Here is a 22,446-nt window from a genome sequence, read left to right on the forward strand (position 1 = left end):
GGCGGCCTGGACGGCGTCGGCCGTCAGGCCCGTGCGGCGCGGGCCGCGCGGTCGGCCAGGCGGAGCATGCGGGCGCGGGCGGACTCCAGGGGGGCCGGGTCGTCGGCGGCGGGACCCGGCTCGCCGCTGAGGTCCGTCCAGAGCTCGATGAGGGCGCGGCCAAGCCGCAGGCCCTCCTCGGGATCACGGACCGCACGCCACGCGGTCGCCGCGCTCTGCACGTTGCCGTAGGCGGCCTCGGCGTCCCGCGCCTGCCGGCGCAGTCGGGCGAGGTCCAGGGACAGCGTGAGGGCGCGGACCGGGTCGCCCGCCAAGTACGCGATGTAGGCGGACAGTTCGCGCAGGTGCAGGACCTCGGCATGGGCCGGGCCCAGCACGGTGGTCGCCTCGGTGACCGTACGGCCGGCGAGTTCCGCCGCCTCCTCGATACGGCCGTCGCGCACGGCCTCGTTGATCCGCGTCATCGGCTCGGTGAGCAGCTCGGCCCCCTCCGCGGTCTCGGTCACGGGGCCGTCCCCGAGCACTTCCTCGGCGACGGCGTCGAAGCCCCGGGCGGGGGTCGGGGTGGCGGTGGTGGCCGGGACGGAGCCCGTGGGGGCGGCCTCGGGATCCGGGACGTCCACGACGAGCGCGGGGGCCTCCGTGACCGACATGAGCGGCGCGGGGCCGAACCGTCCCGTCGGCGCCTGCGCCGTCCCGGCCGGCAGCGCAACCGGCTGGTCGGCTCGGGCCGGCAGGGGTGCCGGCTGCTCGGCGGAGGCCAGGATCTCGGCACGCTCCGGCGAAGGCGCCTCGTTCCCGCCCTCCGGCGCGGCCGCACACACCGGCGGACCCACAACCGCCTCGCCCGGCTTGACCGGCGAACCCACGCCCGCCGCAGCCGGCTTCTCCGGCGGAGCCACCCGTACCGGCTCCCCCGTGACCCGGCTGGAGCCGTCCGCCGCGACCTCGAGGGGAACCACGCAGCCCGCGCGGTCGTCGTGGATCGTGGCGCGTATGGGGGCGCCGAGGCTGATGGCCAGACGCTGGAGGTGGTTGAGAACGGCCTGTTGGATCTCCTCGCCCGGCGCCGCCACCACCGACGTCCCGCCCACCGACGCGCCTCCCGCGCCGAACACCCGGACCGGTACCACCGCCGGATGCGCCGCGGGCTGCTGCGCCCGCTTCTTCTCGAAGCTGAGTCGAGACATCGGTTTCCTCACTCCCCCGGCGTCGCGATCCGGTCGTACGCGTCCTGCCCACCAGTGTGTCGGCTCGCTTCGGCTTCCGCGTCACCGCCGCGTCACAGCCTCGCACCAGCCGCCCCCTTGGCGCACTTCCGGCCCGCCCTGGCCAAAATTGCTTGCATGTGCATAAGATGCACATGTCTGTATCGTTAGTGCGACAGCACGCCCCTGGGGGACCCATGAACCGACGTTTCCTCTTCGTCCTGGGCAGCGCCCGCGCCGAGGGCAACACCGAACTGCTGGCACGTGCCGCGGCCGAACAGCTGCCCGGTGAGGTCGAACAGTGCTGGATCCGCCTGGCCGAACACCCGCTTCCCGACTTCACGGACCTGCGGCACGACGCCGACCACGTACGCCCGGCGACGGACAGCGCCACCGGTCTGCTGCTGGACGCCACCCTGGCCGCCACCGACATCGTGATCGCCTCCCCGCTGTACTGGTACTCGGTGTCCAGCCTCACCAAGCGCTACCTGGACCACTGGTCGGGCTGGCTGCGCACCCCCGGCCTCGACTTCAAGGCGACCCTGGCCGGCCGCACGCTCTGGGGCATCGCCGCGCTCGCCGACGACGAGCCGTCGGTCGCCGACCCCTACTCCGGCACCCTCAACAACTCGGCCGCCTACATGGGGATGCGTTTCGGTGGGGTGCTGCTCGGCAACGGCAGCGCGCCCGGCGACGTACTGAAGGACACCGACGCGCTGGCACGCGCCAAGACGTTCTTCGCGCAGGACGCGCCCCTCGCGCGCTTCCCGCACCGGACGGCTGCCGGCTAGGTCCTAGGCGGTGATGTCCTTCGTCGTGAACCGCGCCCAGGCCGCCGAGCCGAACACGGCCGCGTACAGCGCCTGGAGCCCGAGGTTCTTCACCAGGTCGTCCCAGTACACGGGATCGCGCATCAGGTCGGCGAAGGACAGCCAGTAGTGCGAGAAGAAGTACGGCTGGAGCGCGTGCAACTGGGGTATCTGGTCGAGGATCTGAACGGTGATGACCAGGCCGACGGTGGTCGCCATGGCCGCGATGCCGCTGCCCGTGAGGGTCGACACGAACAGGCCGAGCGCCGCCACACCGACCAGTGAGGCGGCGACCACCAGGGCTATCAAAAGGGCCCGGCCGAGGCCGTCGGTGAAGCTGATCCGGGTGCCGGATATCGTCGTGAGGTCGCCGAGCGGGAAGAGCAGGGCGCCGACGATCAGCGCCGAGACGGCCACGACCAGGGTGGCCAGCACGCAGAAGGCCACCACGGTCGTGTACTTGGTGAGCAGCAGCCGGGTGCGGCCCGCCGGGACGACCAGCAGATAGCGCAGGGTGCCCGCACCGGCCTCGCCCGCGATCGCGTCTCCCGCGACGACGCCGACGGCCATCGGCAGGAAGAACGGCAGCGTCGCGGCGAGCGCCGTGAACACCAGGAACAGGCCGTTGTTGGTGATCTGCGTGATGAACGCCGGGCCCTGGCCGCTGTGGTCCGCCGTCCCGCCGCCCCGCGTCTGGATCTTCACCGCGATCCCGACCAGCACAGGCACCGCGGCCAGCACCCCGAGCAGGGCGAGCGTGCGCCAGCGGCGGACCGTCGTGACCAGCTCGCTGCGCAGGAGCCCGAACGTCCACAAGGGGCTCGTCCGGCGTACGACGGTCACGGGGACCGTCTCGGATCCGGGAACCGTCTCAGCCCGCGACATCGAAGCCCTCCCCGGTCAGCGCCACGAAGGCGTCCTCCAGCGAGGCCCGTTCGACCGTGAACCCTCTGACCCGGACCCCGGCTGCGACCAGGGCCGCGTTCACCTCGGCGAGGTCCCGCGCGGGCGGTTCGCCGGTGACCCGGTCGCCGTCGGCCGTGACGTCCCCGACGCCCTGTTCCTTCAGCACCCGGGCCGCCTCGGTCGGATCCGGGGTGGTCACCACCAGCCGGCCCCGCGCCCCGGCGGCCAGGTCGGCCACCGCGCCCTGGGTGACCAGCCGGCCCCGCGCCATGACCGCCGCGTGGGTGCAGACCTGCTCGATCTCGTCCAGGAGGTGGGAGGAGAGGAAGACGGTGGTGCCGTCGGCGGCCAGCTCCCGGATCAGGGTGCGGATCTCGCGCATGCCCTGCGGGTCGAGGCCGTTGGTGGGCTCGTCCAGGACGAGCAGCCGGCGCGGCTGGAGCAGCGCGGCGGCCAGGCCCAGGCGCTGCTTCATACCGAGCGAGTACGCCTTCGCCTTCTTGCCCGCCGCGGCCGCGAGCCCCACCCGCTCCAGTGAGGTGGCGACGCGGGCGCGGCGGGTGCGCGGGTCGGCGGTCGGGTCGGCGGCGTCGTAACGCAGCAGGTTGTCCCGGCCGGAGAGGAAGCCGTACAGGGCCGGGCCCTCGATGAGCGCGCCGACCTGCGGGAGGACGGCGCGGGTCGCCCGCGGCATCGGGCGGCCCAGCACGCGGGCCGTGCCCGCCGTCGGTTCGATCAGGCCCATCAGCATGCGGATGGTGGTGGTCTTGCCCGAGCCGTTCGGGCCGAGGAAGCCGAAGACGCTGCCCGCCGGGACGGTCAGGTCGAGACCGTCCACGGCCGGCTGTCCGCCGCGGTAGCGCTTGGTGAGGCCGCGGGTGACGATGACGGCCGTCTCCGCCCCGCCCGGGGCATGCTGCTCCCCGTCCCCCGCCTCCCGCTCCGTGGCGGACCGTTCGTCCATCGGTTCCCCCTCGTCCCCTCGATCAGCACCGCCTGAAGGGTCAACGCACGATCACGGCCCGTAGTGCCCGGACAGGATCACTTTCCGGTGTCCGCCGCCTTCACCAGGGCGTCCTTGGTCACCGCGCCGACGTAGACCCTGCCGTCGTCGGTGACGAGGGCGTTGACCAGGCGGGTGGAGAAGACCGTGCCCTTGCCGAACTTGCCGGTGACCTTGTCGCCGAGCGAGCCCAGGAAGCCGCCGAGGTCACCGCCCCGGGAGCCGGTCGGCAGGCCGCCCTTGGCACCGGTGTCGAAGGTGGCGACGGACGTCCAGCCCTTGCCGAGGACGGTGCCCTTGCCGTGGTCCCCGGCGAAGCCCATGCCGGGCCTCTGCTCCTGGCGTGCCGTGGCGTCCTTCTTCTGCTCCGTCACCTTCGCGCCCTTGGGCGCGGTGAACTCGAAGGTGGAGGCGGCCGGCCGGGCGAAGGAGACCTGGGTGAAGCCGGCGTCGAGGACGGCGGCGCCGCCGCTCTTCGGCGTCAGCGTGAACTTCAGCGGCATGCCCGTCTTCGCGTCCACGGCGATGCTGATCGCGCCGACCGTGGTGCCGGACTGCCTGGGCTTGACCAGCAGCTTGTAGGCGTCCCGGCCGGCGACCCGCTCGGTGCCGTCGACGGTGACGGACGTGGTGTCGTCCACCGACTTCAGGGCCTGGTCGGCGAAGTCCTTCGGCGTGGCCGGGGGCTCAGCCCCGTGGTCCTTGCCCGAGTCGGCCGAGGTGCCGTGGTACACCTCGTTGCTCTTGCTGTCGTAGCCCCACTCGTCCTTGCCGTTGTGGATGAGGCTGTACTCGGAGCCGCTCTCCAGCAGCGACAGCTTCTGCCTCTCGGGGCCGTCGGCGGCGACGCGCAGGGTGTGTGTGCCCGAGACCAGCGAGGTGAGCTTGGACTGCGGGTCGGCGGAGGAGCCGTCGCCGGAGCCCTTGGCGGCGCCGGAGGCCAGGCTGTTCTCCAGGCCGCCCAGGTTGGGCAGACCGAGGTCGGTGCTGATCCGGACGGTGCCGGAGAGCTGCTGGACGTCCGACTTGGCGATCTTGTCGATGAGCTGCTGTGCGGTGATCCTCGGCAGGTCGGGGTCACCGGATGCGGCGAGCGCCGGGACCAGACCGATGGTGGCAGCCGCCACCCCCACCACCGCGACCGGCACCGCGTAGCGGGCGGCCTTGCGGCGTCCGGCGTGCGGGGTCTCGTCCCGCGCGGCGTCCACTGTGTCGTCGGATTCGTACGGTGCCATGTGTGCCTTACCTCCGTCGTCGGCGGCGGCTGTCCTCACGTTGGTCCACCAGAGCCGCCATTCTCACCCGAATCGGTGAGGAGTGGTGATTTCCGTGGCTTCCATCTCACCAAATCGGCGGTGAGGAAGCGTCAGACCTCGGAGCCAACTCCGTGTACGCCTGCGGTATGACACGTAGGGGTGGCGGCTCCCCCGACCCGTAAGGGTCTCACCGGAACGGATGTTGCCGGAAGGGGGCGCACAGGCCGTACGGCCGGCCGCGCCGGGGTGCGCCGCCCCGGGTGGGTGCGGCCCGCCGGCGTCCGGCCGACGGTCGGCCGCATGGCCGTCCGGGCATGGGTCCCGCATGGCCGTCCGGGCACGGACTCGCACGGGCCGGCCGGGCACGGACTCGCGCGGGCCGTCCGGGCACGGGCCGGTGCGGTCCTGTGGACCGCGGACGCCACGGTCGGTCCGGCGTCAGCCGGCGCGGTGCACCACCGCGTCGCACAGCTCCATCAGGGCCGCCTTGGCGCCGCACTCCCGCAGCGGCGCCAGCGCAGCCCGGGCCTCCTCCGCGTACCGGACGGTGTCCCGGCGGGCCCGCTCCAGCGCGGGGTGGGCGCGCAGCGCGGACAGCGCCTCGGCGTGCCGGGCATCGTCGCTGAGGTCGGAGTCGAGCAGCTCGCACAGGGCGATGTCCTCGGGCAGCCCCAGCCGGGCGGCCCGCTCGCGCAGCCGGAGCACCGGCAAGGTCGGGATGCCCTCGCGCAGGTCCGTGCCCGGGGTCTTGCCGGACTCGTGGGAGTCGGAGGCGATGTCCAGGACGTCGTCGGCGAGCTGGAAGGCGACCCCGAGCCGCTCGCCGTACTGGGTGAGCACGTCGACGACCGTCTCGTCGGCGCCGGACATCATCGCGCCGAACCGGCAGGACACGGCCACCAGCGAGCCGGTCTTGCCGCCGAGCACGTCCAGGTAGTGCTCGACGGGGTCACGGCCGTCCGAGGGGCCGGCGGTCTCCAGGATCTGGCCCGTGACCAGCCGCTCGAACGCGAGGGCCTGCACCCGGACCGCCTCGGGGCCGAGGTCGGCGAGGATCTGGGAGGCGCGGGCGAAGAGGAAGTCGCCGGTGAGGACCGCGACGGAGTTGCCCCAGCGAGTGTTGGCGCTGTCGACGCCGCGCCGCACGGCGGCCTCGTCCATGACGTCGTCGTGGTACAGCGTGGCCAGGTGAGTCAGCTCCACCACCACGGCCGACGGCACGACGCCCGGCGCGTAGGGGTCGCCGAACTGGGCCGCGAGCATCACGAGCAGCGGCCGGAACCGCTTCCCGCCGGCTCGCACGAGGTGCTGCGCGGCCCCGGTGATGAACGGGACCTCGCTCTTGGTGGCCTCGAGCAAGCCTTCCTCGACAGCCGCCAATCCGGCCTGGACATCGGCTTCCAGAGCCTGGTCCCGCACGCTCAGCCCGAACGGCCCGACGACGGTCACGAGGGGTCTCCTGTCTGCTGGTGTCTGCTGGCGATTACACGGTTTGTCGATAGGTCGCTGCCATCACTCAAGTCAGCGTATCCGGTCCTGTTTCGATCACCGATAGCGCCCACCGGTCCAGCCTGGGCGGTATCGGATCATGACCGGTATGTTTTTGATCAAGTGGTAAGAGCGGACATTTATCGACTTAACAGGACCCCGCACGCTTTGTCGCGAATCGGGGAGCGAGCGGAGTAACGCCTGCACCTCCCTCCACGCCGCGACGATCATGCACCACGCGGCGACCGCCCCGACCACTACGACAACGACCGGGGCCGCGTCACGGGTTCCACCGCCCACTCGATCCACCCAAATCCCCTATGTCCGATTTGAACTGCTTTGCTATTTCGTGAGTTGGGTCACGTCGGCTGTCGAGATCACGAACCCCCAGGTCACGTCTCCGCCTTTACTCCACCCATACCCCGTCGGGGAGTTGAGGATTGGCAACCGCAAAGGATCAAGCACCCCATACGGCGCATATCAAGGTCAAATAGTGCGTTGCGCTCATCCGGGACTTGTTCCCGACATGTGCTCTCGCATACGTTCCGGGCCAGCCAGGCGGACGCCGAATCCTGCCGCCGCCTGTGTGACCCATCGACGAACTCATTCGTACGGCAGGAGCGGGGGACCCAGGTAAGTCGCCGGGCCGGACGACACACGTCGCACCGGAACGGCTAGGGGTGAAGCCGCGCCCTCGGGCGCGGCCGGGCACCTCCCCGCCCGAACCCGACAGCTCACCTCGCAGGCGACGGAGAGGACTTCCCATGTCTGCTGCCGCTCAGTACCGCCGTACCCGGAACAACCGCCTCGTCCGCGCCCTCGCCGTCGCCGGCACGGGTGCCGCCGTCCTCGCCCTGCCGCTCTTCGGCGCCACCGGCGCCTCCGCGGCCACCACCACGAGCACCACGACGGCCTCCACCACGACCGCCGGGTACCAGAACAACCTGGACGGCTGGATCCGCGAGTCGCTCGCGATCATGGCCCAGAAGGGCATCCCGGGCACCTACAACGGCATTTACCGCAACGTCATGCGGGAGTCCTCCGGCAACCCGAAGGCCATCAACCTCTGGGACTCCAACGCCGCCGCGGGCATCCCGTCCAAGGGTCTGCTCCAGGTGATCGACCCGACCTTCAACACCTACCACGTGGCCGGCACCGCGTTCGACCCCTACGACCCGGTCGCCAACATCACCGCGGCCTGCAACTACGCCGCCGCCCGGTACGGCTCGATCGACAACGTCCACAGCGCGTACTGACCGTCCCACTCCCGCGGACCGGCACGACATCGGCCGTCCGGCACGTACCCGCACCTGACGGACGGGGCCGTGCCGGACGGCCGCCGCGCATCCACGGGGCCGCCGCGCATCCACCGGCCGCCCGCGTGCGCCGGGCCCGTACGCCGGCCGCGTACTGATGTGCCGGTCAGTCGGTCGGGAACAGTCTTTCGAGGACGACGGCGATGCCGTCGCGCTCGTTCGACAGCGTGATCTCATCGGCCACCGCCTTCAGTTCCGGGTGCGCGTTGGACATGGCGACCCCCCGTCCTGCCCACTCGAACATCGGGATGTCGTTGGGCATGTCGCCGAACGCCAGGGCCCTTGCCGCGGCGATGCCGAGCCGCTCGGCGGCCAGCGCGAGACCGGTCGCCTTGGTCACTCCGGACGGCTGGAGCTCCACGGTCCCCGGCCCTGACATGGTGACCGTCGCGAGCGATCCCACCACCGAACGCGCCACGGCGGCCAACTCGTCGTCGGTCAAGGTGCCATGCCGCAACAGCACCTTGCTGATCGGCGCGCACCACAGGTCGTCGCGCCGGCCGACCCGCACCGCGGGCAGGGTCGGGTGCGGCATCAGATAGCCGGGCTCGATGAGCGTGAGCCCGTCGACGCCGTCCTGGTCGACGGCGGCGTAGACCTGCCCCACCTCCGCCTCGATCTTGCCGAGCGCGGTCTCGGCCAGCTCCCGGTCCAGCCGGACCGACCACAGCAGCCGGCCGGCCGCGGCGTCGTAGACCTGCGCGCCCTGCCCGCACACCGCGAGCCCCGTGCAGCCGAGGAGCTCGAGGAGGGGCCGTACCCGCGGGGCCGGGCGGCCCGTCACCACCAGATGCCGGGCACCGGCCCGCACCCCCCGCGCGAGCGCGGCGAGCGACCGGTCGGAGACCGTGTCGTCGCCACGCAGCAGCGTTCCGTCCAGGTCGGTGGCGATCAGTGAATATGCGGGGGAGACTGCCATGATCAGAGAATACGGATCCCACGCCCCGCCGACTCACCTTGCCGTCCTGCGCACTTACGTACTGATCCACCCCAAGTGGCCCTCGCCCGACCGCTGATGGTGGTGCCGGACACCCCGGCACCGCTCAGCCGTGGGCCGCCGCCAGGTGCCTCGCCAGGCGCGGGGAGGCGAACTCCGTACCGCAGACGAAGCGCATCACCGGGCCGTACGACGACGCGGCCGGCAGGCCGGTGAAGTACAGACCGGGGACGGACGAGACACAGCCGGGCCCGAGCTTCGGCGTCCCGCGGCTCACCGCGAGCCGGGTGCGCAGTTCGTGGCCGAGGAAGTCCATCGCCGCGATGTCGACGCGGTAGCCGGTGGCGGCGATGACGTGGTCGGCGGTGAGCCGCTCCGTTTGCCCGCCGTGCGTGCGGACGGTGAGGACGGGGCTGCCGTCCGGCGCCTCGGTGGCCATGACCCGGTCGACGTCCTGCACCTGCACGGCGCTCTCGAAGCGCTCGCGCAGCCACCAGGCACCGAGCGGTCCGAGCACGCGGCGGACCAGGTAGTGACGGGTGGACTCGGGCAGATAGCGGTAGGGATGCGGGTAGTAGCTGAGCGCCCACAGCGACCAGGCGTTGCCGAAGGGGGACTCGGGGCGCAGCTTCGGCTGGTTCCAGGGCGGGGCGCCGAAGGCGACCCGGCCGCGGCCACGTGCGACCACACGCACGCGTGCCCCCGCCTCGGCGGCGAGCGCCGCCGTCTCCAGTGCGGACTGGCCGGCGCCGATCACGATCAGCTCCTTGCCGGCGAACCGGCTCAGGTCGTGATGCTGGGAGCTGTGCGAGACCGGGCCCGTGGGCGCCGGCCCGTCGGCCGCGGCCCCCGCGAGCTCCGCCGGCAGGTGCGCCAGGCCCGACAGTCCGGTGGCGACGACGACGGCACGCGCGGTGAACATCTCCCCGGAGTCCAGCTTCAGTTCGAAGCCGCCGCTCTTGTCGCGGTCGACGGAGACGACCCGCACCCGCTCCAGCTCGGGCACCAGCTTCTGCTGGAACCACTCGCCGTAGGCGATGAAGGTGTCCACCGGGATGATGTCCTCGTCGGTCACCAGGCGGCGGATCCCGGCCGCTTCGCAGTAGTCGGCGAGGGTGTGGCCGGGCTGCGGGCAGTCGAAATTCGAGGCGGCGGGCGTCGACTTCAGGAGCATGCCCTCGGGCATGTGGTCGCGCCAGCTGACCATGGGGTCACCGAAGACGCGGACGGGGATGCCGCGCGCCCGCAGATGGGCGGCGGTGGACAGGCCGAACGGCCCGGCCCCGATGACTGCAACCGGTCGAGTCACGAAGTCCCTCCCCAGGACATGGTGCGCCACCCCGTGGTGGCCTTGCCTACTTCGTGGAAGTGCTGCTGCCGCGGCGGTTGGTCCGCCACAGCCGGTAGAGGTGCTTCGCGCCCGGGCGCACGAAGCGGGCGAGCATCGTGAGGAACGGCAGCGGGTCGTCACCCGCGAGCCAGGCCAGCTCCGTCCCGCTCGCCCTGGCCGGCGCGTGCGGCGTCGTATAGCCGCTGCGGCGGTAGGCGAGGAGGGCGGGCAGGTCGATGTTCTCCACGATGTAGCGGTGGCCGGCGCGCTGTTCCCCCTCCGGAACGGGGCGGCCGGTCAGGTTCAGATGCATGGCGCGTACGACGTCCACGCCCGACTCGTTCTCGAAGAGCCGGAACTGGGCGCCCATGCGTGGGTTGAAGTCGAGGAGCTTGTACTGTCCGTCGCGCCGGTCGAAGCGCAGGTCGAGGTCGATGATGCCGCTGTAGCCGATCTGTTTGATGAAACGCGCGGCGAGGTCGGTGAGTTCCGGGTTGTCGACGACGTACGCGTTCGCCGTCATGCCGGCGTGCGGCGGCCACGAGCGGACCTTGACGCCGGTGAACAGCGCGAGCGGGCTCGCGTCCTGGTCGAAGCAGGCGTGCACGATCCAGTCCTCGGCGTCCTCGCGCGGCAGGTACTCCTGGAGGATCACGCCCGGCCGCGCCCCCCAGTCGCGCGCGAGGATGAGCAGGCCCTCCCGGGTGGCGATCCTCGTGGTGCCGTTGACGGCGGGCCGTTCGCGCCGGACGAAGGCCTCACGGTTCTTGGCCACCACCGGGAAGCGGGCCGTGTCGGCGAAGGCGACGATGTCCTCGTACGACTCCGGGAACGCCGACGCGGGGGCCGCTATGTCGTGCTCCACGCACAGTTCGTAGAGGCCTTTTTTGCTGGCCAGGCGGCGCGGCAGCGCGGGATCGACGCGCGGAAAGAGAAAGGATCCGGCCAGCTCGTCCTGGTGCTCGGCGATCAGTACGGCGGCCTCCTCGTCGGTCGGGACGAGGAGGGTGGGGCGGCCGATGCGGCGGCCGATCCGCAGCAGGCCCTCGACCAGGTGGCCCGGGTCCTCCGCACCGGTCGTCGGCCACACGAAGGCCTTCTTCAGATAACGCGAGGAGGCCGCGGGCGTGTACGCGTCCTCGGTGATGGCGTACATGGGCACGCCGAGCCGGCCCAGGCTGCGGATCGCTCCGACGCCGCCGTGGTGCAGCGGATAGTCGCCGAACTTGACGATCAGTCCTGGTACGTCCCGGTCCGCCTCGAACGGCACACCGACGGTGTCTCCGGCCACGGGTCCCCCCACGTGTCCCCCCAATGGAACGGACCCACCCCGTCCGTGTCCCCAAAGGACGCTAAGCCGGAATTGCCGCCTCCGACAAGGCCTATTCGGACATTGCGAACTCTTTAGACAGGGTGCGAGCAACCTTTCGAAGCTTCTTTGACACACACGTTTCGGACACCCCTCGGGGTGCCGCCGGAGGCACTGCCCAAGACAGGCATCACGGCCGTAACGTGTGGCGCGACCACATGGAACGAGCGCCATGCACGGCCCGGATGAGAGTGAGGCAGCACCCCATGCCCCCCTTCGACGTCCCCGAGGGCGACCCCTTCGGCCCGCACAACCTTCCCTACGGTGTGTTCTCGCCGTCCGGCAGCACGGAGCGGAGGGTGGGGGTCCGACTCGGGGACCACGTCCTCGACGCGGGCGCCGCGGCCGCCGCCCTCGGCTCGCCGCACCACTCGCTGCTCGCGCGGCCCACCCTCAACACGCTGCTGGCCGCGGGCCGCCCGGCCTGGTCGGAGGTACGGCGCGCGATCACGGCCTGGGTCACGGACCCCGGGCACCGCGAGACGCTGGAACCGCTGTTCAGTCCCCTGTCCGAGGTGACCCTGCACCTGCCCTTCGAGGTGGCGGACTATGTCGACTTCTACGCCTCGGAGAACCACGCTCGCAACGTCGGCCAGATCTTCCGCCCGGACGCCGTGGACTCCCTCACCCCCAACTGGAAGCATCTCCCGATCGGTTACCACGGCCGCTCCGGCACGGTGGTCGTCTCCGGCACGGACGTCGTACGGCCGTCCGGGCAGCGCAAGGCGCCCGCCGACCCGGCACCCGTCTTCGGACCGTCGATCCGGCTGGACATCGAGGCCGAGGTCGGCTTCGTCGTGGGCGCGCCGTCCACGCTGGGCACCCCGGTCGCACTGGCCGACTTCCGCGACCACGTCTTCGGGCTGTGCCTGCTGAACGACTGGTCCGCGCGGGACATCCAGGCCTGGGAGTACGTTCCCCTCGGCCCGTTCCTCGGCAAGTCCTTCGCCACCTCGGTGTCGGCGTGGATCACCCCGCTCGACGCGCTGGAGCACGCGCGCGTGGCACCTCCGGAGCGCACGCACCCGCTGCTGCCCTATCTGGACGACTCGGCGCCCGGCATCGAGCCCGGCGGCTACGACCTGCGGATCTCCGTCGCGATCAACGGCCACGTGGTGTCCGAGCCACCGTTTTCGACCATGTACTGGACCGCGGCCCAGCAGCTCGCCCACATGACGGTGAACGGCGCCTCGCTGCGCACCGGAGACCTGTACGGCTCGGGCACGGTCAGCGGCCCCGAGGAGCGCCGGCGAGGCTCCCTGCTGGAGCTGACCTGGAACGGCCGCGACCCCCTCGAACTCCCCGACGGCAAGCGGACCTTCCTGGAGGACGGAGACGTGGTGACCCTGTCGGCCTGGGCCCCCGGCCCGGACGGAAGCCGTGTCGCACTGGGCGAGGTCAGCGGACGAGTCGTGGCGGGGTGAGCCGGGGCTGGAGTGCCGGAGGCGGGGCGCGCCAGGACAGGTGAGCCGGGGGCGGGGAGGGCCGTGCCGGAGCGCGTGGCGTCGCCGTGTGGGTCGACACGGCCGGGCCGTCCCGCCCTGCGAGCAGGTCCGCGCCACCTCGCGAACCGGAGACGGCGTCCCTGATCCGGACCCGGCAAGAACTCGGCGACCGGACCCGGGGCTTCGTGACCTGGGCAGTGACCTGGGGATCCGGATAGGACGACTTGCCGGGGGCGGTTCGGCCCGCGTTCCGGGACCGGGACACGCAACGCCTCCCCTCCCGGTCGCCGGCCGAGCCGGACGTGCAGGGCCGCAGGACGGATCACCGCCGAGACCTGACTCTCACCGCCCCGCACCGTCATACTGGGCGGACACGCACCACGCGGCGCGCCCCTCGGCGCATCGCCCCGCACCACCCGGCACACCGCACAACTCTCCGACCAGGAACCGGAGCCCCGGCATGACCGTCTGCCTGCTCCTGCTGAGCGTCGTCGCCCTGACGGCCGCCCTGCCGGCGCCGCGCGCGCTGACCCGTGCCGCCTGGCCCGAGCGAGAACCGGTGGTCGCGCTGTGGGTGTGGCAGTGCCTGGTCGCCACCGTCCTGCTGTGCTGCATGGCCGCACTGGTCCTGGGCACGGCGGCCGTCTTCCACACCGTCCGCGATCGCGTGTTCGCCCCCGCGCCGCCCTCCGTCACCGCCGCCTACGACCTCTCCGCCACGCCCGTCTGGGCCGCCGCCGTCACCGTGCTGCTGGCCTGCGGGGCCGCGTGGACGACGGCGATGCTGGCCCGGGAACTCGTCGAGGCCCGCCGCAGCCGTGACCTGGCCCGCGCCCAGCTGCGGGAGCGCGCCCCCGACCTGCCGGCCGGACTGCCGGCGGCGCGCGGCCCGATGCTGGTACTGGAGGACGAGTACCCGGACGCCTGGTGGATGCCGGGGCACCCGCCCCAGCTGGTCGTCACCACCGGCGCACTGCACCGTCTCACCGACCACCAGTTGGACGCCGTCCTCACCCACGAACGCGGTCACGCGCGCGCCCACCACGACTGGCTGCTGCACCTGTCCACCGCGCTCGCCACCGGCTTCCCGCGCGTGCCGCTGTTCGCACACTTCTGCGACCAGACGCACCGCCTGGTCGAACTGGCCGCCGACGACGCGGCGTCCCGGCGCTGCGGGCACCTCACCACGGCCCTCGCGCTGATCGAACTGAACCAGCACCGGGGCGTCCTGTCCTGCGACTCCAGCAAGCGCCTCCTCGGCGAACGCGTGGACCGGCTGCTGGAGCCGCCGCCGCGGCTGCTGCGCCGGCACCGGGCGCTGACGACGACCGTGGCCGCCCTGGTGCCGCTGCTCCCGCTGCTGATCACGTTCGCACCAGGACTCACGGCACTGTCCTGACGCCTGCGCCCGGGTGGCGGATCCGACCAACGCCGGCGACGAGTACGCCACGGCCTACCACGCGTGCGCCGAGCCGACCGGCATCGAGCGCTTCCAGACCAACCTGCTGATCAGGGACTACAACGGACCGGCCCGCGCCTACGTCGCCACCCCCTTCAGCGGCTATCAGGTCGACGGGCACGGCGAGCGCTTCGTGGACTCCGACTAGTGGTCGGGACACATGAGGGCCGAGTTCGCCACCTAGGTCGCCAGCGACCGCTGCCCGGTCCAGCTCAGGCTCAGCCATCTCCCGAAGAGTCGGTCTTCCACGCTGGAGTCGATCCGGCCACAGGATCGGCGCCTTCGTCCTCGGCGACCCGGGCGGGCGCGGACGCCGCCCAGTCCACGGCCTACGCAGGGGTGTTGTCGTCCCCGCGCGGGCCAAGGCGCCGGCCGACGCGAACGCCGACGTGCGCAAGGCGGGGGTGCCGGCCCTGGCCCGGCACCGGGCCGGGCTGGAGGCACGCGCGGCCCTCGCCACGGCCACGGCCGACTCGGACGCCGACGTCAGGGCCTACGCGGCGCGGTCTCCGGGACTGTGACGATCCCCCGCATCGCCTGGACCGGTCCGTCGTGGCCCGCCGCCTACATCCAGTCGTCGGGCTCCGGCTCCTCGTCCGGCTCCGGCCAGTCGGCGTCCGGTGTGGCGTCGACGGCCGGGGCAGGCCCGTCCAGGGAGGCCAGCGCGGCCAGCACGCCCTCGCCGTACGTCGCCAGCTTCTTCTCGCCGACGCCGCTCACCGTGCCGAGCTCACGCACCGAACCGGGCCGGCGGCTGACGATCTCCCGGAGGGTGGCGTCGTGGAAGATGACGTACGCCGGCACGCCCTGCTCACGGGCCTGTTCGGCGCGCCACGCGCGCAGCGCCTCGAAGGCGGGCAGCAGTTCGTCGGGCAGCTCGGCCACGGCAGCCTTGGTCTTGCCGCCGGAGCCGCCGGCCGACCGGGACCGGGAGGCGGCCGGTTTCTTCGGCTCCTTGCGCAGCGGCACCTCCCGCTCCCGCCGCAGGACGGAGCCACTCGCCTCGGTGAGCACCAGCGTGCCGTACTCACCCTCGACCGCGAGCAGCCCCTGGGCCAGCAGCTGCCGGACGACACCCCGCCACTCGGCCTCGGCGAGGTCCTGTCCGATGCCGAAGACGGACAGCTGGTCGTGGTCGAACTGGATGACCTTCGCGGTGCGCTTGCCGAGCAGGATGTCCACGATCTGCACCGCGCCGAATTTCTGCCCGCGCTCCCGCTGCAGCCGCACGACCGTCGACAGCACCTTCTGCGCGGCGATCGTGCCGTCCCACGTCTCCGGCGGGGTGAGGCAGGTGTCACAGTTGCCGCAGGCCGCCGTGGCGGGGTCCTGGCCGAAGTAGGCGAGCAGCTGGCCGCGGCGGCACCGGGCCGTCTCGCACAGGGCGAGCATGGCGTCGAGGTGGGCGGCAGCCCGGCGGCGGAACGCCTCGTCGCCCTCGCCGGACTGGATCAGCTTGCGCTGCTGTATGACGTCGTTCAGGCCGTACGCCATCCAAGCCGTGGACGGCAGCCCGTCACGGCCCGCGCGGCCCGTCTCCTGGTAGTAGCCCTCGATGGACTTGGGCAGGTCCAGGTGGGCGACGAACCGTACGTCCGGCTTGTCGATACCCATGCCGAAGGCGATGGTCGCCACCACGACGAGGCCGTCCTCGCGCAGGAACCGAGACTGGTGCGTCGCGCGTGTGCCCGCGTCCAGACCCGCGTGGTACGGCACCGCGTCGATGCCGTTGGCGGTCAGGAACTCCGCCGTCCGCTCCACCGAGTTGCGCGACAGGCAGTACACGATGCCGGCGTCCCCCGCGTGCTCCTCACGGAGGAAGGCGAGCAGCTGCTTCCTGGGGTCGGACTTGGGCACGATCCGGTACTGGATGTTGGGCCGGTCGAAGCTGGCGACGAAATGGCGGGCCGTCGGCAGCTTCAGCCGCTGGGTGATCTCCTCGTGGGTGGCGCGGGTGGCCGTGGCCGTGAGGGCGATCCGCGGTACGTCCGGCCAGCGGTCGCCGAGGAGGGACAGGGCGAGGTAGTCGGGGCGGAAGTCGTGGCCCCACTGGGACACGCAGTGCGCCTCGTCGATCGCGAAGACGGAGATCTTGCCACGGGACAGCAGATCGAGCGTCGTCTCCAGGCGCAGGCGCTCGGGCGCGAGATACAGCAGGTCCAGCTCGCCGGCCAGGAACTCGGCCTCGACCACGCGCCGCTCGTCGAAGTCCTGCGTGGAGTTGATGAAACCGGCCCGCACGCCGAGGGCGCGCAGGGCGTCCACCTGGTCCTGCATGAGCGCGATCAGCGGCGAGATCACCACGCCCGTACCCGGTCTGACCAGGGCCGGGATCTGGTAGCACAGCGACTTGCCGCCGCCGGTCGGCATGAGGACGACGGCGTCGCCGCCCGTCACCACATGCTCGATGATCGCGTCCTGCTCGCCCCGGAAGGCGTCGTATCCGAAGACCCGGTGCAGCGTGGCCAGCGCCTCGCTGTCGGCCGCGCCCGGCCCCTCGGTCACCTGTGGCATCTCGCTGATCCCGCCTGTCGCACCCATTGCCTGTCCCCCGTCGGTCCCCCGCGTGTCGTTCCTCGACCACTGCCTCCACGATAGGGGTCCGGACCGACAGCCTCGGAGTTATCCACAGGCTCAGCCCGTTCTCGTGGGTGACCGGAGAGTGACCTGACGCAGTCAGGCCGCTGCCCGGCCCCTTTCATGACGGGTGCCGGGCAGCGGCCTGTACGAGGTGAGCGTCAGCGCACGAACACTCCCGCCTGGCTCGCCAGGTCCAGGAAGTACTGCGGGGCCACACCGAGGACCAGCGTCACCGCGACGCCCATGGCGATCGCCGTCGTGGTGAGGGGGGACGGGACGGCCACGGTCGGGCCCTCCGGCCTCGGCTCGCTGAAGAACATCAGCACGATCACGCGGATGTAGAAGAACGCGGCGATCGCCGAGGAGATCACACCGACCACGACCAGCGGGGCCGCGCCACCGTCCGCCGCCGCCTTGAACACGGCGAACTTCCCGGCGAAGCCGGAGGTCAGCGGGATGCCGGCGAAGGCCAGGAGGAACACGGCGAAGACCGCCGCCACCAGCGGGGAGCGGCGGCCGAGGCCCGCCCACTTCGACAGGTGGGTCGCCTCGCCGCCCGCGTCGCGCACCAGCGTGACCACCGCGAAGGCGCCGATCGTCACGAAGGAGTAGCCGGCCAGATAGAAGAGGACCGACGAGACGCCGTCCTTCGACGTGGCGATGACACCCGCGAGGATGAATCCCGCGTGCGCGATGGATGAGTACGCCAGCAGGCGCTTGATGTCAGTCTGCGTGATCGCGACGATCGCACCGCCGAGCATGGTGATGATCGCCACCGCCCACATGACCGGCCGCCAGTCCCAGCGCATCCCGGGCAGGACGACGTACAGCAGGCGCAGCAGCGCGCCGAACGCGGCCACCTTCGTCGCCGCCGCCATGAAGCCGGTCACGGGCGTCGGCGCGCCCTGGTAGACATCCGGCGTCCACATGTGGAACGGCACCGCGCCCACCTTGAACAGCAGGCCCATCACGATCAGCGCGCTGCCGAGCAGCAGCAGCGCGTCGTTGCCCATGGTGTTGGCCAGGGCCGGGTCGACGTTGGTGACGGTGCCGTCGACGACCTGGGCGATGCGTGCGTACGACACCGAGCCCGCGTAGCCGTACAGCAGGGCGATGCCGAACAGCGTGAAGGCGGAGGCGAACGCGCCGAGCAGGAAGTACTTGACCGCGGCTTCCTGCGACATCAGCCGCTTGCGGCGGGCCAGCGCGCACAGCAGGTACAGCGGCAGGGAGAAGACCTCCAGCGCCACGAACAGCGTCAGCAGGTCGTTGGCCGAGGGGAACACCAGCATGCCGGCGATGGCGAAGAGCAGCAGCGGAAAGGCCTCGGTGGTGGTGAAGCCCGCCTTCACCGCGGCCTGCTCGCTGTCGCTGCCCGGTACGGAGGCGGCCTGCGCGGCGAAGGAGTCGACGCGGTTGCCGTGTGCGGCCGGGTCCAGGCGCCGCTCGGCGAAGGTGAACAGGCCGACGAGGCCCGCCAGCAGGATGGTGCCCTGCAGGAACAAGGACGGTCCGTCGACCGCGATGGCGCCCATGGCCGCGATGTGCGCCTTGGTGGTGCCGTAGCCGTCGGCCGCCAGCGCGACCACTGCGGCGAACGCGGCGCACAGCGCGACGACGGACACGAACACCTGGGCGTAGTAGCGGGACTTGCGCGGGACGAACGCCTCGATGAGCACCCCGACCAGTGCCGCACCGACGACGATCAGCGTCGGTGACAATTGTCCGTATTCGATCTTGGGTGCCGGGATCTTCGAGATCGGGTCGGCCGCGGTTGTCCACAGGCTGTGGACGGCTGTTGTGCTCACTTGGCCGCCTCCACCGAGGGCTTGGGGTCGGTCTTGTGGACGTCGGACATGGTCTGCTTGACCGCCGGGTTGACGATGTCCGTGACGGGCTTCGGATAGACGCCCAGGAAGATCAGCAGCACGATCAGCGGGGCGACGACGACGAGTTCACGTACGCGGAGGTCAGGCATCGCCGACACCGCGGGCTTCACCGGCCCGGTCATCGTCCGCTGGTACAGGACGAGGACGTACAGCGCGGCGAGGACGATGCCGAAGGTGGCGATGATGCCGATCACCGGGTAGCGCGTGAACGTGCCGACCAGGACCAGGAACTCGCTCACGAACGGGGCGAGTCCGGGCAGGGAGAGGGTGGCGAGGCCGCCGATCAGGAAGGTGCCGGCGAGCACCGGGGCGACCTTCTGCACGCCTCCGTAGTCGCCGATGAGCCGCGAGCCGCGCCTGGAGATCAGGAAGCCGGCGACCAGCATCAGGGCGGCCGTGGAGATGCCGTGGTTGACCATGTAGAGCGTCGCACCGGACTGGCCCTGGCTGGTCATCGCGAAGATGCCCATGACGATGAACCCGAAGTGCGAGATCGAGGCGTAGGCGACCAGGCGTTTCATGTCCCGCTGGCCGACGGCCAGCAGCGCGCCGTAGACGATGCTGATGAGGGCCAGGACGAGGATGACGGGCGTCGCCCACTTGCTGGCCTCCGGGAACAGCTGGAGGCAGAAGCGGAGCATCGCGAAGGTGCCCACCTTGTCGACGACCGCCGTGATGAGGACGGCGACCGGGGCGGTGGACTCCTGCATGGCGTTGGGCAGCCAGGTGTGCAGCGGCCACAGCGGCGCCTTCACCGCGAACGCGAAGAAGAAGCCGAGGAACAGCCAGCGTTCGGTGCTCGTCGCCATGTGCAGCGAGCCGTTCGCGCGGGCCTGCGCGATCTCCTGAAGGCTGAAGTTCCCGGCGACCACGTAGAGGCCGATCACCGCGGCCAGCATGATCAGACCGCCGACCAGGTTGTAGAGCAGGAACTTGACCGCCGCGTACGACCGCTGGGTCGAGGCAGCCTCCTCGCCCTGCGCGTGGGCGCGGTCCCCGAAGCCGCCGATGAGGAAGTACATCGGGATGAGCATGGCTTCGAAGAAGATGTAGAAGAGGAAGACGTCGGTCGCCTCGAAGGAGATGACGACCATCGCCTCGACGGCCAGGATCAGCGCGAAGAAGCCCTGGGTGGGGCGCCAGCGGCGGCTGCCGGTCTCCAGCGGGTCGGCGTCGTTCCAGCCGGCGAGGATGATGAACGGGATCAGTACGGCGGTCAGCGCGATCAGCGCCACCGCGATGCCGTCGACGCCCAGCTCGTACCGCACCCCGAAGTCCTTGATCCAGGCGTGGGATTCGGTGAGCTGGTAGCGGGCGCCGCTCGGGTCGAAGCGGACCAGGATCGTCACCGCCAGGGCGAGCGTGGCGAGCGAGACGACCAGTGCCAGCCACTTTGCGGCGGTGCGCCGGGCGGCCGGTACGGCGGCCGTGGCGACGGCCCCCACGGCCGGGAGCGCCGCCGTCGCTGTCAGCAGAGGAAAGGACATCGGTATCAGACCGCCCTCATCAGCAGGGTCGCGGCGACCAGGAGCGCCGCACCGCCGAACATCGAGACCGCGTAGGAGCGGGCGAAGCCGTTCTGGAGCCGGCGCAGCCGACCGGACAGGCCGCCGAAGCCGGCCGCCGTGCCGTTGACGACGCCGTCGACCAGGGTGTGGTCGACGTAGACCAGGGAGCGCGTCAGGTGCTCGCCGCCGCGCACCAGGACGACGTGGTTGAAGTCGTCCTGGAGCAGGTCGCGGCGGGCCGCGCGGGTCAGCAGCGAGCCGCGCGGGGCGACGGCCGGGACGGGCTTCCGGCCGTACTGGGCCCAGGCGATGCCGACGCCGATGACCAGGCAGACCATGGTCGCCCCGGTGACCGTCCACGCGCTGACCGGGGAGTTGCCCTCGCTGTGCCCGGTGACCGGCTCCAGCCAGTGCAGGAAGCGGTCGCCGAGGTTGAAGAAGAAGCCGCCGAAGACCGAGCCGACGGCCAGCACGATCATCGGGATCGTCATGACCTTCGGGGACTCGTGCGGGTGCGGTTCGACGTGCTCACCACGGTGCTCCGCCGCGGGCTCCGCGCTCGGCGCCTCCGGCGAGCGAGTGGGTTGGTTCCTCCAGCGCTCCTCTCCGAAGAACGTCATCAGCATCACGCGCGTCATGTAGAAGGCGGTGATGGCCGCGCCCAGGAGGGCCGCGCCGCCGAGGATCCAGCCCTCGGTGCCGCCCTTCGCGAAGGCCGCCTCGATGATCTTGTCCTTGGAGAAGAAGCCGGACAGGCCCGGGAAGCCGATGATGGCGAGGTAGCCGAGGCCGAAGGTGATGAAGGTGACCGGCATGTACTTGCGCAGGCCGCCGTACTTGCGCATGTCGACCTCGTCGTTCATGCCGTGCATGACCGAGCCGGCACCGAGGAACAGCCCGGCCTTGAAGAAGCCGTGCGTCACCAGATGCATGATCGCGAAGACATAGCCGATGGGGCCGAGGCCCGCCGCCAGGACCATGTAGCCGATCTGCGACATGGTCGAGCCGGCCAGCGCCTTCTTGATGTCGTCCTTCGCGCAACCGACGATCGCACCGAAGAGGAGCGTGACCGCGCCGACCACCGTGACCGCGAGCTGCGCGTCGGGGGCGGCGTTGAAGACGGCGCCGGAGCGGACGATCAGGTAGACGCCCGCGGTCACCATCGTCGCCGCGTGGATCAGGGCCGAGACCGGGGTCGGGCCCTCCATGGCGTCACCGAGCCAGGACTGCAGCGGCACCTGGGCCGACTTGCCGCAGGCGGCGAGGAGCAGCATCAGGCCGATGGCCGTGAGCTTGCCCTCGGAGGCGCCGCCGGTGTGGCTGAGGACCGGGCCGAAGGCGAAGGTGCCGAAGGTGGTGAACATCAGCATGATCGCGATCGACAGGCCCATGTCGCCGACGCGGTTGACCAGGAAGGCCTTCTTCGCGGCCGTCGCGGCGCTCGGTTTGTGCTGCCAGAAGCCGATCAGCAGGTACGAGGCGAGGCCGACGCCCTCCCAGCCGACGTACAGCAGCAGGTAGTTGTCGGCGAGGACGAGCAGCAGCATCGCCGCGAGGAACAGGTTCAGGTAGCCGAAGAAGCGGCGGCGCCGCTCGTCGTGCTCCATGTACCCGACCGAGTACAGATGGATCAGTGAGCCGACGCCCGTGATGAGCAGGACGAACGTCATCGACAGCTGGTCCAGGCGGAAGGTGACGTCCGCCTGGAAGCCGGCCACCGGGACCCAGCTGAACAGGTGTTGCGTCAAGGTCCGGTGATCAGCGCCCTTGCCCAGCAGATCGGCGAAGAGGACGAGACCGATGACGAAGGAGACGGACGAGAGCAGCGTGCCGAGCCAGTGGCCGACGCGGTCCAGGCGCCGACCGCCGACCAGGAGGACGGCCGCTCCGAGCAGGGGCGCCGCGATGAGCAGCGCGATCAGGTTCTCCACGATTCTTCCGAC

At 71.3% G+C, this 22,446-nt stretch carries 17 protein-coding genes, 1 pseudogene and 1 riboswitch; of the genes and pseudogenes, 6 read left to right on the forward strand and 12 right to left on the reverse strand.

Annotation, left to right across the window (positions count from 1 at the left end; translation table 11 throughout):
* Positions 1-23: 23 nt before the first annotated feature.
* Positions 24-1,190 (reverse strand): hypothetical protein, encoded by a 1,167-nt coding sequence (locus AB0L59_RS07795; protein WP_365580535.1) that lies wholly within the window; start codon positions 1,188-1,190, stop codon positions 24-26.
* Between the two features lie 215 nt (positions 1,191-1,405).
* Between AB0L59_RS07795 and AB0L59_RS07800 the strand changes: the two genes are divergently transcribed.
* On the forward strand, positions 1,406-1,999 hold the full coding sequence (locus AB0L59_RS07800; RefSeq protein ID WP_365580537.1) for an NAD(P)H-dependent oxidoreductase: 594 nt from the start codon (positions 1,406-1,408) through the stop codon (positions 1,997-1,999).
* 3 nt (positions 2,000-2,002) lie between these two features.
* Here AB0L59_RS07800 and AB0L59_RS07805 read toward each other — a convergent pair whose 3' ends face one another.
* The 4 genes from AB0L59_RS07805 to AB0L59_RS07820 form a co-directional block, all read right to left on the reverse strand.
* Positions 2,003-2,902: an ABC transporter permease gene (locus AB0L59_RS07805; RefSeq protein WP_365580540.1), complete on the reverse strand. Its 900-nt coding sequence runs from the start codon at positions 2,900-2,902 to the stop codon at positions 2,003-2,005.
* Positions 2,889-3,887 carry an ABC transporter ATP-binding protein gene (locus AB0L59_RS07810; RefSeq protein WP_365580543.1) on the reverse strand — a complete coding sequence of 333 codons (999 nt, stop codon included), beginning with the start codon at positions 3,885-3,887 and terminating at the stop codon, positions 2,889-2,891. The genes AB0L59_RS07805 and AB0L59_RS07810 overlap by 14 nt, the downstream gene beginning before the upstream one ends.
* Before the next feature lie 77 nt (positions 3,888-3,964).
* Positions 3,965-5,161 carry a DUF2092 domain-containing protein gene (locus AB0L59_RS07815; protein WP_365580546.1) on the reverse strand — a complete coding sequence of 399 codons (1,197 nt, stop codon included), beginning with the start codon at positions 5,159-5,161 and terminating at the stop codon, positions 3,965-3,967.
* Between the two features lie 459 nt (positions 5,162-5,620).
* Positions 5,621-6,631 (reverse strand): polyprenyl synthetase family protein, encoded by a 1,011-nt coding sequence (locus AB0L59_RS07820; RefSeq protein ID WP_365580548.1) that lies wholly within the window; start codon positions 6,629-6,631, stop codon positions 5,621-5,623.
* A 624-nt stretch (positions 6,632-7,255) separates the two neighbouring features.
* Positions 7,256-7,431: riboswitch (cyclic di-AMP (ydaO/yuaA leader) on the forward strand.
* A gap of 3 nt (positions 7,432-7,434) precedes the next feature.
* Between AB0L59_RS07820 and AB0L59_RS07825 the strand changes: the two genes are divergently transcribed.
* On the forward strand, positions 7,435-7,926 hold the full coding sequence (locus tag AB0L59_RS07825) for a transglycosylase SLT domain-containing protein (protein ID WP_365580550.1): 492 nt from the start codon (positions 7,435-7,437) through the stop codon (positions 7,924-7,926).
* Positions 7,927-8,092: 166 nt separating this feature from the next.
* Here the strand turns inward: AB0L59_RS07825 and AB0L59_RS07830 are convergent, their stop codons facing one another.
* From AB0L59_RS07830 to AB0L59_RS07840, 3 genes are all read right to left on the reverse strand, one after another.
* Positions 8,093-8,905 (reverse strand): HAD family hydrolase, encoded by an 813-nt coding sequence (locus AB0L59_RS07830; RefSeq protein ID WP_365580552.1) that lies wholly within the window; start codon positions 8,903-8,905, stop codon positions 8,093-8,095.
* Positions 8,906-9,029: 124 nt separating this feature from the next.
* On the reverse strand, positions 9,030-10,232 hold the full coding sequence (locus tag AB0L59_RS07835) for an FAD-dependent oxidoreductase (protein WP_365580555.1): 1,203 nt from the start codon (positions 10,230-10,232) through the stop codon (positions 9,030-9,032).
* Between the two features lie 46 nt (positions 10,233-10,278).
* Positions 10,279-11,523, reverse strand: a complete 1,245-nt coding sequence (locus AB0L59_RS07840) for an ATP-grasp domain-containing protein (protein ID WP_365580961.1) — start codon at positions 11,521-11,523, stop codon at positions 10,279-10,281.
* Positions 11,524-11,828: 305 nt separating this feature from the next.
* Between AB0L59_RS07840 and fahA the strand changes: the two genes are divergently transcribed.
* The 4 genes and pseudogenes from fahA to AB0L59_RS07860 all read left to right on the forward strand — a co-directional run bounded on the left by fahA (position 11,829) and on the right by AB0L59_RS07860 (position 15,047).
* A complete protein-coding gene (gene fahA / locus AB0L59_RS07845; RefSeq protein WP_365580558.1) occupies positions 11,829-13,046 on the forward strand; it encodes a fumarylacetoacetase in 1,218 nt (405 codons plus the stop codon).
* 481 nt (positions 13,047-13,527) lie between these two features.
* The gene (locus tag AB0L59_RS07850) at positions 13,528-14,466 is read left to right on the forward strand and encodes a M56 family metallopeptidase (RefSeq protein WP_365580560.1); all 939 of its coding nucleotides are present in this window, start codon (positions 13,528-13,530) and stop codon (positions 14,464-14,466) included.
* A gap of 19 nt (positions 14,467-14,485) precedes the next feature.
* Positions 14,486-14,788: pseudogene (locus AB0L59_RS07855) on the forward strand (oxidoreductase); the annotation flags it as partial.
* 127 nt (positions 14,789-14,915) lie between these two features.
* A complete protein-coding gene (locus tag AB0L59_RS07860) occupies positions 14,916-15,047 on the forward strand; it encodes a hypothetical protein (RefSeq protein ID WP_365580563.1) in 132 nt (43 codons plus the stop codon).
* Positions 15,048-15,090: 43 nt separating this feature from the next.
* Here AB0L59_RS07860 and recQ read toward each other — a convergent pair whose 3' ends face one another.
* The 4 genes from recQ to nuoL all read right to left on the reverse strand — a co-directional run bounded on the left by recQ (position 15,091) and on the right by nuoL (position 22,434).
* Complete coding sequence (gene recQ / locus AB0L59_RS07865) at positions 15,091-17,067, reverse strand: DNA helicase RecQ (RefSeq protein WP_365580566.1); 1,977 nt, start codon at positions 17,065-17,067, stop codon at positions 15,091-15,093.
* A gap of 197 nt (positions 17,068-17,264) precedes the next feature.
* Complete coding sequence (nuoN, locus tag AB0L59_RS07870) at positions 17,265-18,914, reverse strand: NADH-quinone oxidoreductase subunit NuoN (RefSeq protein ID WP_365580568.1); 1,650 nt, start codon at positions 18,912-18,914, stop codon at positions 17,265-17,267.
* Positions 18,911-20,482: an NADH-quinone oxidoreductase subunit M gene (locus tag AB0L59_RS07875; protein WP_365580571.1), complete on the reverse strand. Its 1,572-nt coding sequence runs from the start codon at positions 20,480-20,482 to the stop codon at positions 18,911-18,913. The genes nuoN and AB0L59_RS07875 overlap by 4 nt, the downstream gene beginning before the upstream one ends.
* Before the next feature lie 5 nt (positions 20,483-20,487).
* The gene (gene nuoL / locus AB0L59_RS07880; protein WP_365580574.1) at positions 20,488-22,434 is read right to left on the reverse strand and encodes an NADH-quinone oxidoreductase subunit L; all 1,947 of its coding nucleotides are present in this window, start codon (positions 22,432-22,434) and stop codon (positions 20,488-20,490) included.
* Positions 22,435-22,446: the final 12 nt, after the last annotated feature.

This window comes from Streptomyces sp. NPDC052109, from assembly GCF_040680195.1.
Taxonomy (GTDB): domain Bacteria; phylum Actinomycetota; class Actinomycetes; order Streptomycetales; family Streptomycetaceae; genus Streptomyces.